Annotated in this window: 15 protein-coding genes and 1 CRISPR repeat array; all 15 genes read right to left on the bottom strand. The window is 38.5% G+C overall.

The window, feature by feature from the left end; translation table 11 throughout:
• Positions 1 to 165: 165 nt before the first annotated feature.
• The 15 genes from gcvP to AC2JBO_RS31445 all read right to left on the bottom strand — a co-directional run bounded on the left by gcvP (position 166) and on the right by AC2JBO_RS31445 (position 18,653).
• Entirely contained in the window at positions 166 to 3,096 is a 2,931-nt protein-coding gene (gcvP, locus tag AC2JBO_RS31375; protein ID WP_496957548.1) for an aminomethyl-transferring glycine dehydrogenase, read from the bottom strand.
• Between the two features lie 243 nt (positions 3,097 to 3,339).
• Positions 3,340 to 3,729, bottom strand: coding sequence for a glycine cleavage system protein GcvH (gene gcvH, locus AC2JBO_RS31380; RefSeq protein WP_496957549.1), 390 nt, complete (start codon positions 3,727 to 3,729; stop codon positions 3,340 to 3,342).
• A gap of 131 nt (positions 3,730 to 3,860) precedes the next feature.
• Complete coding sequence (gene gcvT, locus AC2JBO_RS31385; RefSeq protein WP_496957550.1) at positions 3,861 to 4,997, bottom strand: glycine cleavage system aminomethyltransferase GcvT; 1,137 nt, start codon at positions 4,995 to 4,997, stop codon at positions 3,861 to 3,863.
• A gap of 37 nt (positions 4,998 to 5,034) precedes the next feature.
• Complete coding sequence (locus tag AC2JBO_RS31390; RefSeq protein WP_496957562.1) at positions 5,035 to 5,106, bottom strand: hypothetical protein; 72 nt, start codon at positions 5,104 to 5,106, stop codon at positions 5,035 to 5,037.
• Positions 5,107 to 5,120: 14 nt separating this feature from the next.
• Complete coding sequence (locus AC2JBO_RS31395; protein ID WP_496957551.1) at positions 5,121 to 5,324, bottom strand: type II toxin-antitoxin system RelE/ParE family toxin; 204 nt, start codon at positions 5,322 to 5,324, stop codon at positions 5,121 to 5,123.
• Positions 5,321 to 5,491: a hypothetical protein gene (locus tag AC2JBO_RS31400; protein ID WP_496957552.1), complete on the bottom strand. Its 171-nt coding sequence runs from the start codon at positions 5,489 to 5,491 to the stop codon at positions 5,321 to 5,323. The genes AC2JBO_RS31395 and AC2JBO_RS31400 overlap by 4 nt, the downstream gene beginning before the upstream one ends.
• Before the next feature lie 94 nt (positions 5,492 to 5,585).
• On the bottom strand, positions 5,586 to 6,092 hold the full coding sequence (locus AC2JBO_RS31405) for a type I restriction-modification system subunit M N-terminal domain-containing protein (protein WP_496957553.1): 507 nt from the start codon (positions 6,090 to 6,092) through the stop codon (positions 5,586 to 5,588).
• A gap of 28 nt (positions 6,093 to 6,120) precedes the next feature.
• A complete protein-coding gene (locus tag AC2JBO_RS31410) occupies positions 6,121 to 6,657 on the bottom strand; it encodes a Uma2 family endonuclease (protein ID WP_496957554.1) in 537 nt (178 codons plus the stop codon).
• A gap of 179 nt (positions 6,658 to 6,836) precedes the next feature.
• Entirely contained in the window at positions 6,837 to 7,190 is a 354-nt protein-coding gene (locus AC2JBO_RS31415) for a GNAT family N-acetyltransferase (protein WP_496957555.1), read from the bottom strand.
• A gap of 8 nt (positions 7,191 to 7,198) precedes the next feature.
• Positions 7,199 to 8,890, bottom strand: a complete 1,692-nt coding sequence (locus AC2JBO_RS31420; RefSeq protein ID WP_496957556.1) for a hypothetical protein — start codon at positions 8,888 to 8,890, stop codon at positions 7,199 to 7,201.
• Between the two features lie 270 nt (positions 8,891 to 9,160).
• A CRISPR array of direct repeats spans positions 9,161 to 10,882; the repeat unit is 37 nt; unit sequence GTTTCCATGAAGTCTACTTCTTTTAATAAGAAGCAAG.
• Positions 10,883 to 11,354: 472 nt separating this feature from the next.
• Positions 11,355 to 13,184, bottom strand: coding sequence for an RAMP superfamily CRISPR-associated protein (locus AC2JBO_RS31425; RefSeq protein ID WP_496957557.1), 1,830 nt, complete (start codon positions 13,182 to 13,184; stop codon positions 11,355 to 11,357).
• 123 nt (positions 13,185 to 13,307) lie between these two features.
• A complete protein-coding gene (locus AC2JBO_RS31430; RefSeq protein WP_496957558.1) occupies positions 13,308 to 13,718 on the bottom strand; it encodes a hypothetical protein in 411 nt (136 codons plus the stop codon).
• 30 nt (positions 13,719 to 13,748) lie between these two features.
• Complete coding sequence (gene cmr4, locus AC2JBO_RS31435) at positions 13,749 to 14,555, bottom strand: type III-B CRISPR module RAMP protein Cmr4 (RefSeq protein WP_496957559.1); 807 nt, start codon at positions 14,553 to 14,555, stop codon at positions 13,749 to 13,751.
• Between the two features lie 2 nt (positions 14,556 to 14,557).
• Positions 14,558 to 15,661, bottom strand: a complete 1,104-nt coding sequence (locus AC2JBO_RS31440; RefSeq protein WP_496957560.1) for a type III-B CRISPR module-associated Cmr3 family protein — start codon at positions 15,659 to 15,661, stop codon at positions 14,558 to 14,560.
• 67 nt (positions 15,662 to 15,728) lie between these two features.
• On the bottom strand, positions 15,729 to 18,653 hold the full coding sequence (locus AC2JBO_RS31445) for a type III-B CRISPR-associated protein Cas10/Cmr2 (RefSeq protein WP_496957561.1): 2,925 nt from the start codon (positions 18,651 to 18,653) through the stop codon (positions 15,729 to 15,731).
• Between the last annotated feature and the right edge of the window lie 164 nt (positions 18,654 to 18,817).

Consider the following 18,817-nt stretch of genomic DNA (forward strand, 5'->3'; position numbering starts at 1 on the left):
ATGATTTTATGATAGGAATGTTTAACTGGCAACAACCAAAAGAAATGGAAGAATGGCTTTTGCGGTTTGTTTAATAAATTAAAATTTATATAAATATGGGACGGGCAAGGATGCCCATCCCACAAGAATAATTATTTTACAAGAGTGGATTATTGAATTTTTGGGTTATTCGCTGTATGCTTCCATTGGAAGGCAGGAGCAAACGAAGTTTCTGTCACCAAATGCTGCGTCGATGCGACTGACGCTGACCCAGAATTTATTATCGCGCGTCCACGGCGCCGGATATGCGGCTTGTTCTCTGGTATAAGGATGTCTCCAGTCACCAGCAATTAAACTTTCTGCGGTGTGAGGGGCATTTTTCAAGAGGTTGTCTTGAATATCCATTTTGCCAGATTCAATTTCGGCAATTTCTTGGCGGATGGAAATTAATGCGTCACAGAAACGGTCGAGTTCTTCTTTTGATTCGCTTTCGGTTGGTTCTACCATGATGGTACCAGCGACGGGCCACGAGACGGTGGGTGCATGGAAGCCGTAGTCCATTAAGCGTTTTGCTACGTCATCGATGTCGATGTTGGCGGATTTTTTCAACGCGCGCAAATCTAAGATACACTCGTGGGCGACATAGCCGTTACTACCTTTGTAAAGTACTGGGTAGTGGTTTTCTAACCGTTTGGCGATGTAGTTGGCGTTGAGTATTGCAATTTTGGTAGCTTCGGTTAAACCTTTGGCGCCCATCATTACAATATACATCCAAGAAATTACTAGGATGCTGGCACTACCCCAAGGTGCAGCAGAAACGGCGCCTATTTTAGAGTGATGATAGCCTGGGGTTTCAACCCTAGGAGAAAGTGATGAGTGCTGAGTTGGGTTAGAGATATCTACGACAGCGTGTCCTGGGAGGAAGGGAACTAGGTGTGAGGCAACACCAATGGGACCCATACCAGGACCACCACCACCATGAGGTATACAGAAGGTTTTGTGGAGGTTTAAGTGGCAAACATCGGCGCCTATATCTCCAGGACGGCAAAGTCCGACTTGAGCATTCATGTTGGCGCCGTCCATATATACCTGTCCACCGTGAGAATGAACGATGGCACAAATGTCTTTAATGGCTTCTTCAAATACACCGTGGGTAGATGGGTATGTCACCATCAACGCTGAAAGGTTATTGGTGTGCTTTTCGGCTTTTGCTTTCAGGTCGGCAACATCAATATTACCGTCTTTATCGCAGGCAACACCTACTACTTTCATTCCACACATAACTGCACTTGCTGGGTTGGTTCCATGTGCAGACTCTGGAATTAAACAAATATTACGATGACCTTCGTTGCGTGATTCGTGATACTGACGAATTACTAAAAGTCCCGCATATTCACCTTGTGAACCAGCGTTTGGTTGAAGAGATATTCCAGCAAAACCAGTAATTTCTCCTAACCACTCTTCAAGCTGTTCAAATAAAATTTGATACCCATGTGTTTGTGATTTGGGTGCAAATGGGTGAATGTTACCAAACTCTGCCCAAGTTACAGGTATCATTTCCGCTGTTGCGTTTAGTTTCATCGTACATGAACCTAAAGGAATCATTGATGTTGTTAATGATAAATCTTTGGTTTCAAGTTTATGAATGTAACGCAGTAACTCAGTTTCGGAGTGATAGCGGTTGAAAACTGGGTGGGTTAGGTAGGGAGTACGGGAGAGGGTGGGAGTGGGGATGTGGGGGAGAGGTGTAGAACTTCCGAAGATTTCTAGTAAATCTATTAAATCAGCTTCGGTGGTTGTTTCATCAAGGGAAATACCTACTGCTGTATCGTTATAGATTCTCAAGTTGATTTTTTTGGCTTCGCTTCTATTTAAAATATCTTCTAGCTTTTGGTTTCCTAGTTCAACCTTTAATGTATCGAAGACATCGAGAGAAGCTATTTTATAGCCTAATTGCTTGAGTGCTTGAGCTAGCGTTAACGTTTTTTGATGGATATCTAGGGCAATTTGTTTTAATCCATCGGCGCCATGATAGACAGCATACATCCCAGCAATAACAGCTAGTAAAACTTGTGCTGTGCAAATATTACTAGTAGCTTTATCACGACGGATGTGTTGTTCGCGTGTTTGTAGTGCTAAACGTAATGCTGCATTCCCACTCTGGTCTTTTGATACTCCAACAATTCTACCTGGGACTTGTCGCTTATATTCTTCTTTAGTAGCAAAATATGCTGCGTGTGGACCACCATAGCCAAGGGGAACTCCGAAACGTTGAGTACTACCAACAACGATATCGGCGCCAAATTCTCCTGGAGGTGTCAGTAGACACAAGCTCATAATATCAGCTGCAACCGTAACGAGGGCGCCTTTTTTATGTGCTTGCTCACAAAAGGTACTGTAATCGTAAATTGTGCCGTCGCTAGCAGGGTATTGTAAAACGGCGCCGAATAATATAATATCTTGCTCGAAATCAAAAGTACGATGGTCTCCAATAACGATTTCGATACCCAAGGGTCTGGCACGTGTCTGTAACACGTCGATTGTTTGGGGATGGCAATCTTGGGAGACAAAGAAAGTATTTGCTTTATTTTTACAAATACCGTAACTCATACTCATAGCTTCAGCAGCAGCAGTACCCTCATCGAGTAGCGAAGCATTAGCAATTTCCAAACCAGTGAGGTCAATAATCATTGTTTGGAAATTTAACAAGGCTTCTAGGCGCCCTTGAGCAATTTCAGGTTGATAAGGAGTGTAAGCTGTATACCAACCAGGATTTTCGAGAATATTACGTAAAATTACGGGAGGGGTAATACAGTTAGAATACCCCATACCGATATACGAACGGTAAACCTGATTTTGCAAAGCTATTTCCTTTAACTGAGCTAAAGCAGCATATTCGCTTTTGGCTTCAGAGAGATTAAGCTCCCTTTTTAATTGAATTGCTTGCGGTACTGTTTTATCAATCAGTTCATCTAAACTAAAAAGTCCCATAACTTCCAGCATATGACGAACCTGACCATCAGACAGTCCAATGTGTCGAGCCTGAAAATTGTTCGATTGACTGTTTTCGCGCAGCGGTAGATTAGTTGACTTAGGCTGTGGAGCGGAAATTACCACAATATGGTCTCCAGACGTGACTATTTAATATTTTGCAACATCTGTATTTGTAACGTCATGTAAAAGTTGAGATTCATAAAAATTTTATGTAGGGTGTGTGGCGCCACGAAAAGATAAGGGTTTGATCACAAAACTTGTGGCGCCACACACCTGCTCCTAAGAATATCGAAAGCATGGTGGAGGTGGTGCGTGACGCTACTGGTTCTTAATATTACTTAAAGATTTTTCGTAGCGTCACGCACCCTACTCTCCTTCTACTTGCGCGCGGTATTCGTCTGCTGTCATTGCGTCTTCGACTTCGCTTTCGTCGTTAACACGAATTTTTAACAGCCAACTTTCTCCATAAGGGTCATCGCCTATTTGCTCCGGCGCCTCAATTAAGGCATCATTACGTTCGAGGACAGTACCAGTAATGGGTGCATTTAGGTCTTCAACGGCTTTTACAGACTCAACAGTACCAAAGCTGTCACCCTTGGTAACAATTTCTCCAGCCTCTGGCAGTTCCAAAAATACAATGTCCCCTAACTGGTCAACAGCGAATGCTGTAATACCAATGGTGGCAATGTCTCCATCTAACCTCACATACTCGTGAGTATCTAAGTATCTTAAATTATCAGGGTATTCAAAGCCCATATCGAATCCTCTTAAAATAGTGCTGAGTAGAAAGTGCTGAGTGCTAAGTAGAGTTAAAGGTTAAGAGTTGTGAGTTAGAAGTTATGAGAGTTAAAACTCAATACTCAGCACTCAGCACTCAGCACTTTTTACTAATTAGTCAATCGTGATTTTGAACGATAAAAGGGACGTTTGACAACAACTGCGGGATAAGTTTTACCACGAATATCTACATTTAGGGTTTGACCGATTGAAGATAATTCGGTGGGAACGTATGCTAGAGCGATGGGATAACCCAGTGTGGGTGATAAAGTACCGCTTGTAATTTCCCCAACTATTTTACCTTCGGATAATACTTGGTAAGCATGACGCGCGATATTACGTCCCTGCATTTGTAACCCTACCAGGCGCCTTTTTACACCTTCTGCTTTTTGTTGTTCCAATACAGAACGTCCAATAAAATCACCTTTTGTATCTAAGTGAACTAGCCAACCCAACCCAGCTTCTAAGGGTGTAGTTGTATCATCTATATCTTGTCCATACAGTGCCATTGCTGCTTCAAGACGTAGGGTATCACGGGCGCCAAGTCCACAAGGAGCAGCACCAGCTTGAATTAAATTTTGCCATAATTGGGCGCCGACCTGAGCATCAAGCATAATTTCAAACCCATCTTCACCCGTGTAACCAGTTCGGGCAATAAAAGCAGGTTGGTCTAAGATATTAGCCTCGATATGTCCAAAAGCTTTTATAGGGGAAAGGTCTTGGTTAACAAATGGTTGTAGTAAAGCAACACTTTGTGGACCTTGAAGCGCAATTAGAACTTTTTGAGACGATACGTCTTGAAATTTTATTTGATTAGTATCAAGATTGTTTAGTAACCATTCTTTGTCTTTTGCACAGGTAGCAGCGTTAACAATTAATACTCCTCGTTGTTCCCCCGTACTGGTTTCACCTTGGTAATAAAAGATAATGTCATCAATGATACCACCTTGAGAATTTAACAACACACTATACTGTGCTTGACCTTCTTTGAGACGGCTAAAATCGGAAGGTGCCAGTTTTTGTAGCTGTGAGACTAAATCTTTACCTTCGAGAGTAAACTTACCCATATGGGATATATCAAAAATGCCTGCCTTATTTCTAACAGCTTCATGTTCAGCAGTAATACCGCTAAACTGTACAGGCATATCCCAACCACCAAAACCAGTAAACCTAGCTTTGAGTTCCTGAGCAAAAGCATACAAAGGAGTACGCGCGAGAATTTCAAGGTCTTCTTTTGGATTAGCCACGGGTAATTTTACTTATAGTAGGTCAATATCTCTTATCCTACGACTCAAATATTGATTTAAGATTACGTCTTCCACTGACAACTCTCACAATTTCAATACCATCGTCCATAACTTGATAAAAAATTATATAACCGTCAAGTGGAATACCTCGTCAAGACGTAAAGCTTCATATTGCCTTCCCATTTTAGGAAAGCTAGCAAGTTGTCTGCATTTTTGATTGAACTCTTGCAGTAATCGTTCTCCAACCTCAACATTTTCCACTGCAAAGTAGTCAGCAATTTCTCGCAAATCACGAGAAGCAGGTAATGAAATTATATACTGACTCATTTTTGGGACTCTTTAACCTGTTGTAAATCTGCCAACAGTTGATTAACAAAAGTTTCACCGTCGATTCCTTCACCAAGCTCTAATGATGCTATTCCTTCATCAACAAGGGTGCGAGTTTTGTCTACCCATGCTTGATACGAGAGACTCTCTTGTTCTAGAAGAGACAATGCAACTTGAATTACTTCGCCAACACTGTTAAATTTGCCTGTAGCTAGTAAATTTTGAATTAATTTTTCCTGTTCTCTGGTTAAATATTCACCATTAGATTTGATGTGCTAGTTGATAAAAACGATGAATTAAGTCGTCAAATAAGGCGCCCATCGTTATGTTATCAACGTTATCCAAAGACAAATCAACATCACAGAACTTTGCAACGACTAGATAGAGAATATTTGCATCATGCATTTTGAGGATTTCGCTTTTAAAATCAAGTCGCTCAAATATATCGCGTATATTTGTCGAGAAGCTTTCAATATAACTTATCAAGTTATCATATAAATAATTTGGACTTGCTCTGAGTTTTTCAAAGTTTAGAGGTGAGGTGTTATAAAAATTATATTCTGTAGCTTTATTAAGGTCTTTGGTAGAAGCAAGTATACAGTCCAATCGACGTAACACCGTCATCGGCAGTATAAAACATTCGTACTGAGGTGGACGGTAAAGTCCGCGCAGTAAGTCAGCTATCCGCCAAATAATGTTTGAGAGTTGGTGATGGTCTGCCATTTGCGATGAATGAATGGGTAAACCAAACCCATAATTGGAACCCATAAATTTGGTAACAATATTTGATTTATTTTTAAGCTAACAATTCATCTACAGCAATATTAAACCCTATCAAAACCTTTTGTGTACAGGCTGTTTGACCAGATGTAAACATTAAACCTTGATTTTCGGTGATTATCATTACCCATTTACTTTCAGGGTAAACTAACCAAACTTCCTCTCCACCAGATTCTAAATATTCCTGCGCTTTTAATAAAACTTCTTCAGCTATATCTGTAGGTGAGACAATTTCGGCAGATAAAGGAAAGCTTTGAGGCAAAGTCGGAACGTTTCCATATTTAGCCACAAGGTCAGGTGTAAGATAAGCTACATCAGGAGAGCGTCCTTGTTTTTTAGTACGACAAGGTACATCGGTATAAACTTCTCCACCTTGTCCGCTAGACTCTTTATAATCTTGCCAACAGCTACCCAGACGTAACTGAATTTTTCCATGTCTTAACGTCATACCCTCTTTTTCTATAAGTTGACCATCTACCCATTCTGTTTTATCATGAGGATTGGTCATAAAATCCTCTAAAGAAAAATATTCTGGCTTGATAACGGTTATCATAGTGTACGCTTCCTCATGTAGTCACATAACTTAATTATTAACTATATTATTGAGTATCAACAAACAAAGCCTTATTTTGGAAGCAATGCATAAAATCACGGCGCCTAACTAGCAAACCCATCTTACTCTCTCCTCTGTACCCTAGAAGTCTCTGCAGCAAAACATAGGTACTAAAAAAATCATAAAAACTTTTCTATCATAATTTCATCCACATACATATCGTTAATTTTTGCGTGCTTCTGCGCGGTTCCAATAATGTTAAAATCTTGACTAAGATATGCGGCTAATGCTGCGGTATTATCGGCACGGACAAATGCAAATAATTTTTCATATCCTTTAGCCCGTGCAGCTTCAAATGTCGCTTGGAATAAACTTTTACCAACACCTTGGCGCCGATATGACAAGTCTACAAAAGTACCAATAACTCCCACATAGTCAAAAGCTGGAGTATAAGAGCCAAATGGTTCTACATCCTGCAACCCGACAATTTTTTGAAATATTAAAAACTCTACGTAGTGGAACATGCTTCGCATTGGGACGCTTATCTATCCATAGTGAGTTGAGATATTACCCAGTCACGAATATCTGAGTAAATATAGTAAGGCGTATTATTGAAACCTACATACTTATTACTTGATTTGTTGAGAAGATATGAACTTTGATTGATAATATTGGTAATTTCTGATAATATCTCCTTTGGTTGACAGGCTTTTGGTGCAGATTTGTGTTTATTATCTTGCTTATCTATTTTTAAAGATTCTTTCATAGTTTCAACAGAAACACCTTTCGCTGCATGGACTATTTTGTTACGCTTTTCAATCCAATATACTAGCTTTTCTAAAGAAGCAGTTATTTGTTTCCAAGCAGCTTTTTCTTGTGGTTTATCTCTATCTTTAATTAAAGCATCAATAAAATTCTGCTTATTAGAGCGATTCGATAAGCGATAATATTTTTTATTACTATCATCATTGAAATACTCACCCTCGTTTATCTGAAATTGTTGCCAAATATTAGGTTGTACTTTAATTTTTATTACATCCCAATGGTCAGAGTAATTATTTTTATTAAAGTAAACTAGCCCCTCCAAATTTTCAATTAAAAAATGTAAAGTTTCTTCACAGAAGGATGCAAGTCTTGATAGAAAGTTCGCAATTTGATTGAGTTCCCAATAAATACGACACTGAGTGTAAAGATTTAGGCGCCTATCGTAACTATTATTACCTATTAACTTGACTAAATTGCTCTCCTGACGTAACTGAGTATTAATGGGTTTGTTTAAATCGTCATTAGCTTTAGTATTATCAAGGTTAAAACAATCAACGGCAATATTCAAAACAGCAATCACCTGTTTAATAGTAGTATCATTGCTACTAATGGCGCCACTGTCTTTAATATTTTCTTGTTGCAGGTTTCGTAAATACTGTTGCCAATCTTTTAATAGCTGTATAGACCCTTCAAAATCCCAACGTTGTAATAACTTTTTAATTGTGATATACCTTTGACTACGAATATACTTCCAATATGCATTTATCTGACATGATGAAGGTTGACCGTGTAGAACTTTACAAATATCTAACTCTGGGTCTAGATTTGCTTGAAATTCTACCATCGATGCTATCGCTTGCATTTGCAAAGCTGTTTGCATCTGTCCAGTACCACCTTTGATACTAATTAAGATTTTATCTTGTTCCTGACTGACTTCGTTAAAAAATTTGTAATAATACTCAAATAATTCATCTAGTTTAACTGGTTTAATATTCTGCGGAATAATTTTTGGCATGAGAGTTAAAGTTGGTTCTTTATACTCAACCCACTTCTTCAAAATATGGAATAAATTAATTGTATCTGTAGGATAACCTTTGACTTCTGTTTGTGGTTGGTCGGTTACAAAACAATACACTTTATCAACAGCGAATCTTTCCTTTGCTGTAGTAATAACTCCCCAAATTCTACCGGGAATCAACCTTTTATGCCAAAAGTCAGGATTTTGTTCATACCCTTCGAGTATCTTTTCAGTTATGTCTCTAAATGTAGCTTCCCTAGTCAGCTTAAGTTCATCACACAAAAAGATTTTAATGAAATCTTCACGTTGCTCCCACAATGCTTCTTCATTTGAACCCGCAGCAGGGAGTATGATATTTGGCTCCGAACGTTTAAAATCTATGGGGAAATAATTATCATCTATCTTTACTGCTAGGTCTGATGTACCAAGATTTGCAACTAATATTGACATAGTATTGGTAGAATAAAGTTTATAACGGCGCCTGTCCATTTAGCCATTAACAGTAAGTTATAACATCTAAACTATAACCGCACCCCTTCTCGTGTGAATAACAAAATAAACGTAGGGTGGAATGTTGCTATTTCACGCATTTTGAGGCGCCAATAAATTGGGGTAGGGTGCGTGAAAGCTATTACTATCAATCAATAAGCACGCAAAATACAGTGCTTTCACGCACCACCATAAATCAAAGAAAGAGAGAAAAGTTAAAGGCACCTTAGATTTTCTATAAATTCTACTTCTTTTAATAAGAAGCAAGCTTACAAGTTATCCAAGATTCAAGGAAATATAAACAAAAGTTTCCATGAAGTCTACTTCTTTTAATAAGAAGCAAGCGAATGCTCAAGTTTATCCATATATAGATGCTTTTATGTTTCCATGAAGTCTACTTCTTTTAATAAGAAGCAAGGGATTAAATCACCTCTGAAATCACGTATGCCAATAGTTTCCATGAAGTCTACTTCTTTTAATAAGAAGCAAGTAATTGCTACTGCTGAATGTGGTGTTCCCATTCAGTTTCCATGAAGTCTACTTCTTTTAATAAGAAGCAAGTCAAAATATTTACCAACTGCCAACTTATAAGTTTCAGTTTCCATGAAGTCTACTTCTTTTAATAAGAAGCAAGTTTTGATTAAGGAACATATGTTAGTTCCAATAGGATAGTTTCCATGAAGTCTACTTCTTTTAATAAGAAGCAAGTAATGGCTCATCGCAAGCTAAAAACAAACTTATTAATGTTTCCATGAAGTCTACTTCTTTTAATAAGAAGCAAGTCAAAAGCACGCGCGCTTCACTGTTAACAACTACTGTTTCCATGAAGTCTACTTCTTTTAATAAGAAGCAAGGCAAGAAGCTGTGCGCTTGATTAGTGCTGGAAAGCGTTTCCATGAAGTCTACTTCTTTTAATAAGAAGCAAGCTTTTGGTGATGCTAAGGATTTGGGTAGCCAAATTAGTGTTTCCATGAAGTCTACTTCTTTTAATAAGAAGCAAGAAAACCCTATCTAGACTTTGAAAACTCCAGTCAAACGTTTCCATGAAGTCTACTTCTTTTAATAAGAAGCAAGCTAAAATGAACAATAAACAGTTAATGGAAATTCTTGAGTTTCCATGAAGTCTACTTCTTTTAATAAGAAGCAAGTCAATTATGGGTTATTGATGAAGCAGCAGCTTTACAGTTTCCATGAAGTCTACTTCTTTTAATAAGAAGCAAGCTTTCTGTATTCTCCGGTTCTGATATAAGCGCTCTTAAGTTTCCATGAAGTCTACTTCTTTTAATAAGAAGCAAGTAAACCAATTAGAAAACAATAGTTTAAATTTCTAGTTTCCATGAAGTCTACTTCTTTTAATAAGAAGCAAGCGAATGGCGCTGGAGCTAATACCAATTGATCTGAATGTTTCCATGAAGTCTACTTCTTTTAATAAGAAGCAAGCTGTCTCCAATCATCCATATATCCTTTCTAGAGGAGTTTCCATGAAGTCTACTTCTTTTAATAAGAAGCAAGTCAAGACGGAAGATTTAAAAAGCGCAAGAACATCTGAATGTTTCCATGAAGTCTACTTCTTTTAATAAGAAGCAAGTCTAACTCTAACCCTAGCGCAATAATTCGATTAAAAGTTTCCATGAAGTCTACTTCTTTTAATAAGAAGCAAGAGTACCGCTATCCTAGGACAGAAGAAGCAATTTGAGTTTCCATGAAGTCTACTTCTTTTAATAAGAAGCAAGGACTTTTTCTTAAAAATGGTTTTAAAATAAATGACCCAGTTTCCATGAAGTCTACTTCTTTTAATAAGAAGCAAGTGGGTGGATTACAGCGATAGCAATCAACGAAGCGTTTCCATGAAGTCTACTTCTTTTAATAAGAAGCAAGCTAGCGTGTAGGTTCCCACTGGTATTAATTTATTCATTGTTTCCATGAAGTCTACTTCTTTTAATAAGAAGCAAGTCGGCGCCTACAGTACCTTGAGTAGCAAGGTGTTTGGAGGCAGATTTGGCGGAAGTGATCTTAAAGTACCGTTTCAGGCGTTGGGCTGTCAATGTTGTCGGCACCAACAATTGCTGTAATGCTTTTGCTGTAAGGGTTTCAGGATTTTGGCGGATGTGTTTTTGGAATAAAAGGGCTGAATTCATTACGGTGTAGGGGTTATAGGCGTTATTTTTTGATTTTTCAAATACCTCGCTTCGATTTGCCAAATTTTTTGTTGCTGAGTGGTGTATGGTAATGGCGCCTGCTGGAAGATTTTTCGTTTTGATTATCTCACATTTTTCACAAACGTATTAATACTTAAGTTTATGGTTTACAATAAACATAAATGTTTATTAGTAACACGAAAAATTAGTATTACTAGCCTGCGTAGGCAGGCTTTGTTCGTATAGTCGCACCCTTGAGGGTGTAGGTGCTTTTTGTGGTTGGGGGTTTAGAATGATATTTGAGCGTGTTGTGTTTGGGTTAGGGAGTTTAGGTATATTTTGCGTTTTGGGTTGTCTATTCCGAATATGGTTACTATGTCGAAGCCTTTTTCGCTGAATCCTTCGTTGTCTTTAAATGGACTGCCTATGCGCGCTATCCAGATGGGTGAACGTTCGTTTATGGAGCCGCATAATTCACGGTTGTAACCGCTTCCTGTTTGTGTGGCTTGTTTGTGTAGTAAGGCTAGGGCTGGAGTTTTATCGTTTATTATATTACCTTGAATGCAGATGATGCGGCAGTTACTATCTACTGCTTCTGCCCAGTTTCCTGTTTTTGCTACTGTTCGTGGTTGGGTGGGATCGCATGGTTGTTCTGTTAGTGTTGATAGGTTTGTGTAAAAGGTGTTGAGTGCTGTACGAAAACGTTTTTGAAGGTTTTCTATTGTTGATGGGCAGTTCCAGTATTTATCTTCTTTATCTTCACTAATTAATTTTACGCTTGTGCCACGCCACCACGGTGCATGTTGTCTTGTTTGTCGAGAGTAACATGGTCTTCTGGCGCCTTGTCCTATTCCTCCTAAATTAAATGTTAACCAGGTTAGAGTTGGTAGAAGGTTTTTTAATGCTTTTTTTTGGTCTGCTGATAGTTGTTTTGTAGTTTGGGTTTGACGTAATATTAATGTTCCTGTGCCATAGCCACAATTGTCTTGTTTATTGGTGGCATTGTCGCTTACTATTTTACCGTCGGGTATTTCTAGCTGAAACATTCCCATGCTTGGTTCGGGTTCTATTCCTCCAAATATTTTTAGTTCCCATTCTTTAACTATGTTTGCTTCTAATACTCCTAATGCTAATGTTCGGAACCAGTAGCGCAGTATTGAACGAAATGCTGGTGGACGTATTTCAGATTGTGCTATTCCTGGTGGTTTCCATTCGGGTCTATCTCTTTTTTCTACCCAGTCGTTAAAGTTTTGTCTGCCGTGAGTTAGTTGTCCACGTATTTGAAATTTTACTGATAGTATTTGTGTAGCTTGTTTGGGTTGTTCGGTTTGGTTTATTATGAAAGTTCCGTAACCGCTATTAACTCTTGAACCGATACCTTGTGCTAATCCTTCGTATAACCATTTTTTTACATGTTCGAGTATAGCAGGGTCGGCACCTGTTACTAAGCGTAATCCAATTACAAATGTGGGTTTGCGTAGCGATATAAAGATGTTTGGATTTGTTTTGTATTGAGGGCTATTATTTTCCCATGTCCAGATGGAGTTTGCCATGTCGGGTATTAGTCCTTCAAGTTCATCTGGGTTATCACTGTCTATATCTGTAAAGGGTAAGGGATATGCATCTAAAAATACTACTTTCCCTATACAAGCTGTGGGTTCTATTTCTCCAAAAATATCTCTTATCTGTTCTTTTGTGACGCTGGGTTCTTTTTTTGTTAGTTCTCGTTCTGCTATTTCTCGCGCGATACCTTTTAATGTTGTGCTGGGTATATATGGCATTCCTAAAGCATCAAATGCTGGTAATAACATTGACTCTGGGCCACGCATTCCTCCTACACGCAGGCGCCAAGTTGATTTTGCTTCAAAGCTAAATTGTGCGATTCGTCGTGTTCGTTGTGTTAGCTGTTTTAATCGTTCGCTGTAATCGCTATTACTCAGTAAGTTATCTAATAATTCTAATACTTCACCGTTGTTTACTAAACCAATTTGTGAATCTGCATCTGGGTTTTCACGCAATATTCGCATCCATCGTAAATATTCTACAAAACTCGCGTTTGGCGCCGGGTTTGGACGGTGTAATGGATGAGTTAACCAGGGATTTGTTGGTATTGGCATTTGATGTTGCTCCTAAGAAAAGATTTTATTACTACAGAGGCACAGTTGTAGGTTGGGTGGAGGCTTTGCGTTCAGGCAGTGTTCCGAAGGAAAACCCAACATACAGATGGCGCCTAAGAATAATTAAGGTTTGCTAGAGGTTGATTTTGCGTATAATGATTCTGCCCAAAATGAGAATTCGCGTGCGACTTGCAAGGCTACTCCTGTTAAACCTAAATATTCGGATGCTTTGAGTTTGGTTAATTTTTTTAGTTCATCTGCACCAATAAGAGGGTTGGGGTTTTCGGTGGGGTATGCTAGTTTGCCTAATGTTTCAAAGAAGCATTTAACTACTTTCTGTTTTTGTGGTTTGTTGACTAATGCAGGTTCTTCTCCTTTTAACCGTATTAGTCCCCAGGTTGCTATGTATGTGTATAGTTCTATTGCTTGGTTTCTTTGTTCATCGTGATGTTTTGCTTCAGTTACACTTTCCTTGACTTCTTTAAGATGTGTGTAAACTGCTACTGATATTTTGCGTGGGTCGTAGTTTAGCATGATGTTCTTTTGTTTGTAGTTGATATTTGATTAATTCCAAAGTTCCACAAGTCCTCTTCCCAGACTTTCTTGTCCACCGAACTGCCAAATACTTTGACTGCTAAAAATACTTTTTAAGTCTTCGCTGGCACTGGCGCCAGTACCATTTGCAGTAGTGGTGGTTCCCCAAGGAAAGTACATTAATGTTTCTGGTGGAATTGCTTCTTCGTAACGAAAACCCGCATTTTCTGCTAGAATTTTACCTTCTCCTAAGTTGACTCGTACTTGATGCCAAAGGCTTGTTTGTATTAGTACTTTACAATCTGTGTCAGATAATATTAGTACTTTGTCGATAATTTTTGTAACAGGGTTTGCAGGAATGTATTCTTTCCAATTAGACCATGTGTTGAGTTCAGAGGTTTGAAATATTGCGTCTTTGAGGTAAAGTTGCTCTCTATTACCACCGCTAAAGCTGTTTACACTGGGTAATGTTTCTAATTTGGATTTATCGTATAATCGTAACCAGCGACGCAGTAAGAAATGTGATGTTATCCAAACTATTCCATGACTTAATGATGGAACAGGAAACCAAAGTATAGCAGCATCTCCTATCCAAAGCGCTCCTTGAGTAAGATTTTCGGCGCCATTCTTCTGAACATCTTCAAGTGTATTACCCCATAAAATCTTTTGTTTTTCGGCTGGGGTGCTTGCTCGAACTCGTCCTCTAATACCACCCCCTGACATATATGGTAAATCGGTATGAGCTTCGCGAGCAATGCCTACTATATTTCCTTCTTGACTAGCTCCTCCGGTATGTAGCGGCGCCAGTAAATACATGTAAGATAAGTTAGTATTCATTGTTATTTACTCCAAAGTAATATTCCGTAATTTAAAGTTGATAATGTATCGAGCCATTTCAATTTGAGGTCATTATTTTCTTTTATTTGCGATTCAAAATAATGCATTGGTAACACTCGACCAATATCATTTGAATCTTTAAATAAATACACTGTACCCGGTGGCACAAATGCCCGTTGTGGTAACATTGGTGTATTAGCATGTGATGATTTTCCACCCCACAAAATCGCTTTATCGGTGGCACAACTACATAAATACTGGCGCCAACTATCTGGATAGGCACCGTAAACACAGTCAGAAGATTCACTGAGTCCAGGTGTTAAAAGGTAAGCTTTAGTACTAATAGTTTTAGACGACTGCCTAAAATTTTCAATTTGCTCCCATATTGGGATATGTATACTCGAAACTAACGCACGGTGTCCCTCACCACCCAAACGTACAACAGATGATTCTAAATTTACATTCATTGCCGCAACTAGTTTCCAATTAGAATGTAAACGTATTGCAACTTCTGTAAAATAACCATCTTCATCTTTAACTTGACGTGTACCCGGTTTCATGTGAATATGCGGTAAAACTTGCACACTCCAAGGGTCATCACAAAAATCATCTGGGTTAGTTAAATCTTCCCCTTGCAAATAACTAATCAACGCTGATGCTTTCATCCAAGATTTTGGGCGCCCACTAATAAATTCATTATTATTGCGAGGGGGAACCATTGGTGTAATATCAGACGACACCGAACCAGAACCATAACTAATATATTCCCACTCTGGACTTTGATTATTTAAAGGTTGTAAACAAACTAAACGCTTCCAGCCATGAGAATTTTCTTGATTATCATTATCACGTGATTCAGTAACACATAACAAATCTTTAGGAGTTGTTAGCCAAAGTTCATCACCTTGTGGAGTTTCCTCCAGAAGGAATGGGCCAATAAATTCAAGTGGAGGATGATTTTTTCCTAATGTTGAACGCAAAGCTTGAAAAACAGCATTTGGCATCGGTGGAAACATACCCTTTGCCCAGGCGCCTTCTCCAGGTGAGAATGGTTTAGCTTCACGGAATAATAATGTATCAAGAGGTTCAATTTTATACCAATGCATATTTTTTAGATTGTATCTTGTGAAACATCTTGTGGAACATCTTGTGGAACAGGCATCCCTGCCTGTTTTACAAAAGAGGTTTAAGAGAGATTTCTCTGCGTGATATCCAAAAAGCAGTAAATTTGAGTAACATCGCCATATCTTCTGGACATACACCCAAAGCCTTGGCGCCACGTTGAGTAGCAGATTCTTGTGATGCCCAAGCCCATTTTTCCCATTTATCTAACCATTCTACTAAAGCATTTTCGAGTGTTTCAGGAATTTTTTCGCTACGACTATTAATAGCAACTTTTGCAACTTTACTAAATAATTGATAATCTTTAGTAACAGCAGCATGACGAGGTATTTCTTCTGCCAAGCGGTAAAGTAAAGGAGCTAAGTCAAATTCTGGATGTTTTGTACCTTCGTTAATAATGTTCCACCAATCTTCTAGTAAATGACCTTTTATTAAAGCTTCTAGAGTATTACCAGAACCATAAATGACTCGGAAACATAAACCATCTTTATCAGGTATATTATAACTGGTATTACCAATTAGCTTTTTAGCTCTCTCTTTTTCAGCTTCCCATAAATTTTCTAACACCGTAGGTAAAGGAACGCTTTTGTGAGCAATAACAACTCCTAAACTCATCGTTGCACCCTCTCCCATTGTGAACAGTGGACGGGATGGAATATCTGAGCCTTTACTCGGCGCCTTAATTTTCCAATATCCTCCTTTATTGGTAAACTCACCTTGTGGGTCTTCACCACCGCACCAAGCAGCACGTAAAGAAAGTAAAAATTCTGGTAAATCTTGTAATGGCAATGCAGCTTTTACATCATCACCACCACTATATATTACTCGTCCACAAAATCTTTGTTCAACAAGATATGGTACTAAACGATTTGAAAAATCTAGTAAAGCGCGGTTTAGTCCAACGTGGGTAGATGGACCCATACGCTTACGAGTTGCGTTGATTAATTCATCAAACGCTTTCTCTGAAATATTACTTTTATCTAATAGGTCTTGATTTAAATACTTTTCGTAAACATATAATTTGCGACCATTAACATAGGCGCCCATCCCATCCCCATCTCCAAGTGCCAACACCCACCAGTCAGCAGGACTATTATCACCAAAGTGTTTTTTCTGTACATTATCAATGACGCTACGCAATATATTCGTTTCGTTTGCGTCTAAACTCATGTCATCTGCTAACCACTTGCTCGAAAACATGGCGCCGTTATAGCCGTTACCATAATTAGTATGTTCTTTTAAAGCAGCATCCGCACGTTTAACTTGAAAAGGACGACGAGTACGAGAGCAAAATTCATGATGTCTGTGGTTGAGTTTTTGTAATATTTCCTTGTCTAACTCACTCCAATATTTTTGTATCCTTTCAGGATGATGAGTAGCAAAGTGTGCTGCTGCAATAGATGATAAATTTGGAAAACGAATTAATCCTTCATAATCATCATCACTATCACCCATATTAATACCCAAAGACTCAGCAATACCACCGTGTTTCCAAGCCATTCTTTTAGTTAATTCGATAGCATTTAGCTTTTCGGAACCATTGAATAAACCTGGATATGCAAGCGACATCAGGCGCCAAAACAACCGCAGCGACTCAGAAGTAACACCAAACCCGTTTTTAAACTGTTGGTGGTAAATAAACCTTGGATGCAGTGCGCTATATTGACCCGATAAAGTCGAACGTTCACCCGGCGCCACAGGAATTTGCCAAGCACGGGTATTTTTTATAGCTTGAATAGCAGTACCCAGGCGCCCTTGCAAACTTCCCCACCAAGTACCAACATTAAACGAGTCAAAAGAATTTAACTCAGCTTCAGTAGGTAATTTAATATTGGGATTAGGTTGTGCAATTTGGTTTTGTAAATCTTTCCATTTATCGCGTATATTTATATCTTTAGTATTAATCTCCAAAGGATGTTGAGGATTACCAAGTGGAACAGCAACAAAATAAGTTTCCCAAGTATTTTTTATTTGAGCATCCCAAAGTTGATTCCATTCCCAACAACCACCTTGATGCAACTGCCTTAATTCTTTTTTCAACTGTTCTTCGTGCGTTGAAGGAAACTCGTCAAAAATTTTACTCCAAATTTTATCAATGTCAGCTTCATCTTTCAACAAATCAATCACTTTTTGTTTAACTTGCTTACGAACTTGCTGACTAACCTCTAACCATTTATCATTAAGACTTTCTTTGAGCTTTTTACCCAAATCAACAGCATCATTTTGACTAGGAACAACAGCAGTAATAACATTAGGAAAACCTGCCGTACTCAAACTTTGAGATAGCGGATTTGAAAACTTATTAGCAGGGTCTTGATTATTATACTCCACCTTAAAACTAGGATACTTCTTGACCAAAAAAGCATCAATAATTTCTTGACTCCATAACGAAGGAGTAATAACAGCATCGGCACCGTATATCTTAGCGATTTCAAAACAAAGAAAAGCGCTAAAGTAATGTAGTAAATACGAACCAGACCAAAAATCTAAAAACTTTCGCGACGACTTAATAAACTCCTGTACAGGAGAAAAAGTAAACAACAGCAAATAAGGAGAATTATTCTGAGTCTGCGTTGCATCTGTAAACATGGCGCCAGCCAAAGCAGAAACAGTACTTTGATAACTATGAAGCGGACAATCAGGTAAAATGCGATGAGTAGGAATCAACAAAGCATTCTCAGAATCTTGACAAGCTAACAGTTCTGGAAAATGGCGCCAAAACCACCAAAAGACCTTTTCCACATCTTCTTCATCTTGAATACGACTAATATCCAACTTAGTCAAATCAAATTTAGTCGAAATGACTTGTTCCTGTCCACTAATTGGATGACGAACCGTAATACTATTTTTATCAACCTTACTCGTATTTGGCTTTAAACTTACACGGTCAGACGAACTACTGATGTTTACGTTTCCATGACATCTACTTCTAATTAAAGAAGCAACAAACGTCGCCAGCATTTCCCGTCGAGTCATAGTGTTGTTTCCATGACATCTACTTCTAATTAAAGAAGCAACAACTGCTCAACTCTGGCAGAAGTTGAGAGAAGTACCACCAAGTTTCCATGACATCTACTTCTAATTAAAGAAGCAACATGTGGATGACAGCAGTGATTGTAAACAATATGCGACGGGTTTCC

This window comes from Calothrix sp. CBUCES-K 9914 (genome assembly GCF_059640475.1).

Coding starts and splice junctions, on each gene's coding strand:
- gcvH (WP_496957549.1), bottom strand. CDS start 3,729: ATGGGCTTTGAATACCCTGATAATTTAAGATACTTAGATACTCACGAG.
- AC2JBO_RS31395 (WP_496957551.1), bottom strand. CDS start 5,324: ATGAGTCAGTATATAATTTCATTACCTGCTTCTCGTGATTTGCGAGAA.
- AC2JBO_RS31405 (WP_496957553.1), bottom strand. CDS start 6,092: ATGGGTTCCAATTATGGGTTTGGTTTACCCATTCATTCATCGCAAATG.
- AC2JBO_RS31410 (WP_496957554.1), bottom strand. CDS start 6,657: ATGATAACCGTTATCAAGCCAGAATATTTTTCTTTAGAGGATTTTATG.
- AC2JBO_RS31415 (WP_496957555.1), bottom strand. CDS start 7,190: ATGCGAAGCATGTTCCACTACGTAGAGTTTTTAATATTTCAAAAAATT.
- AC2JBO_RS31420 (WP_496957556.1), bottom strand. CDS start 8,890: ATGTCAATATTAGTTGCAAATCTTGGTACATCAGACCTAGCAGTAAAG.
- AC2JBO_RS31425 (WP_496957557.1), bottom strand. CDS start 13,184: ATGCCAATACCAACAAATCCCTGGTTAACTCATCCATTACACCGTCCA.
- AC2JBO_RS31430 (WP_496957558.1), bottom strand. CDS start 13,718: ATGCTAAACTACGACCCACGCAAAATATCAGTAGCAGTTTACACACAT.
- cmr4 (WP_496957559.1), bottom strand. CDS start 14,555: ATGAATACTAACTTATCTTACATGTATTTACTGGCGCCGCTACATACC.
- AC2JBO_RS31440 (WP_496957560.1), bottom strand. CDS start 15,661: ATGCATTGGTATAAAATTGAACCTCTTGATACATTATTATTCCGTGAA.
- AC2JBO_RS31445 (WP_496957561.1), bottom strand. CDS start 18,653: ATGACTCGACGGGAAATGCTGGCGACGTTTGTTGCTTCTTTAATTAGA.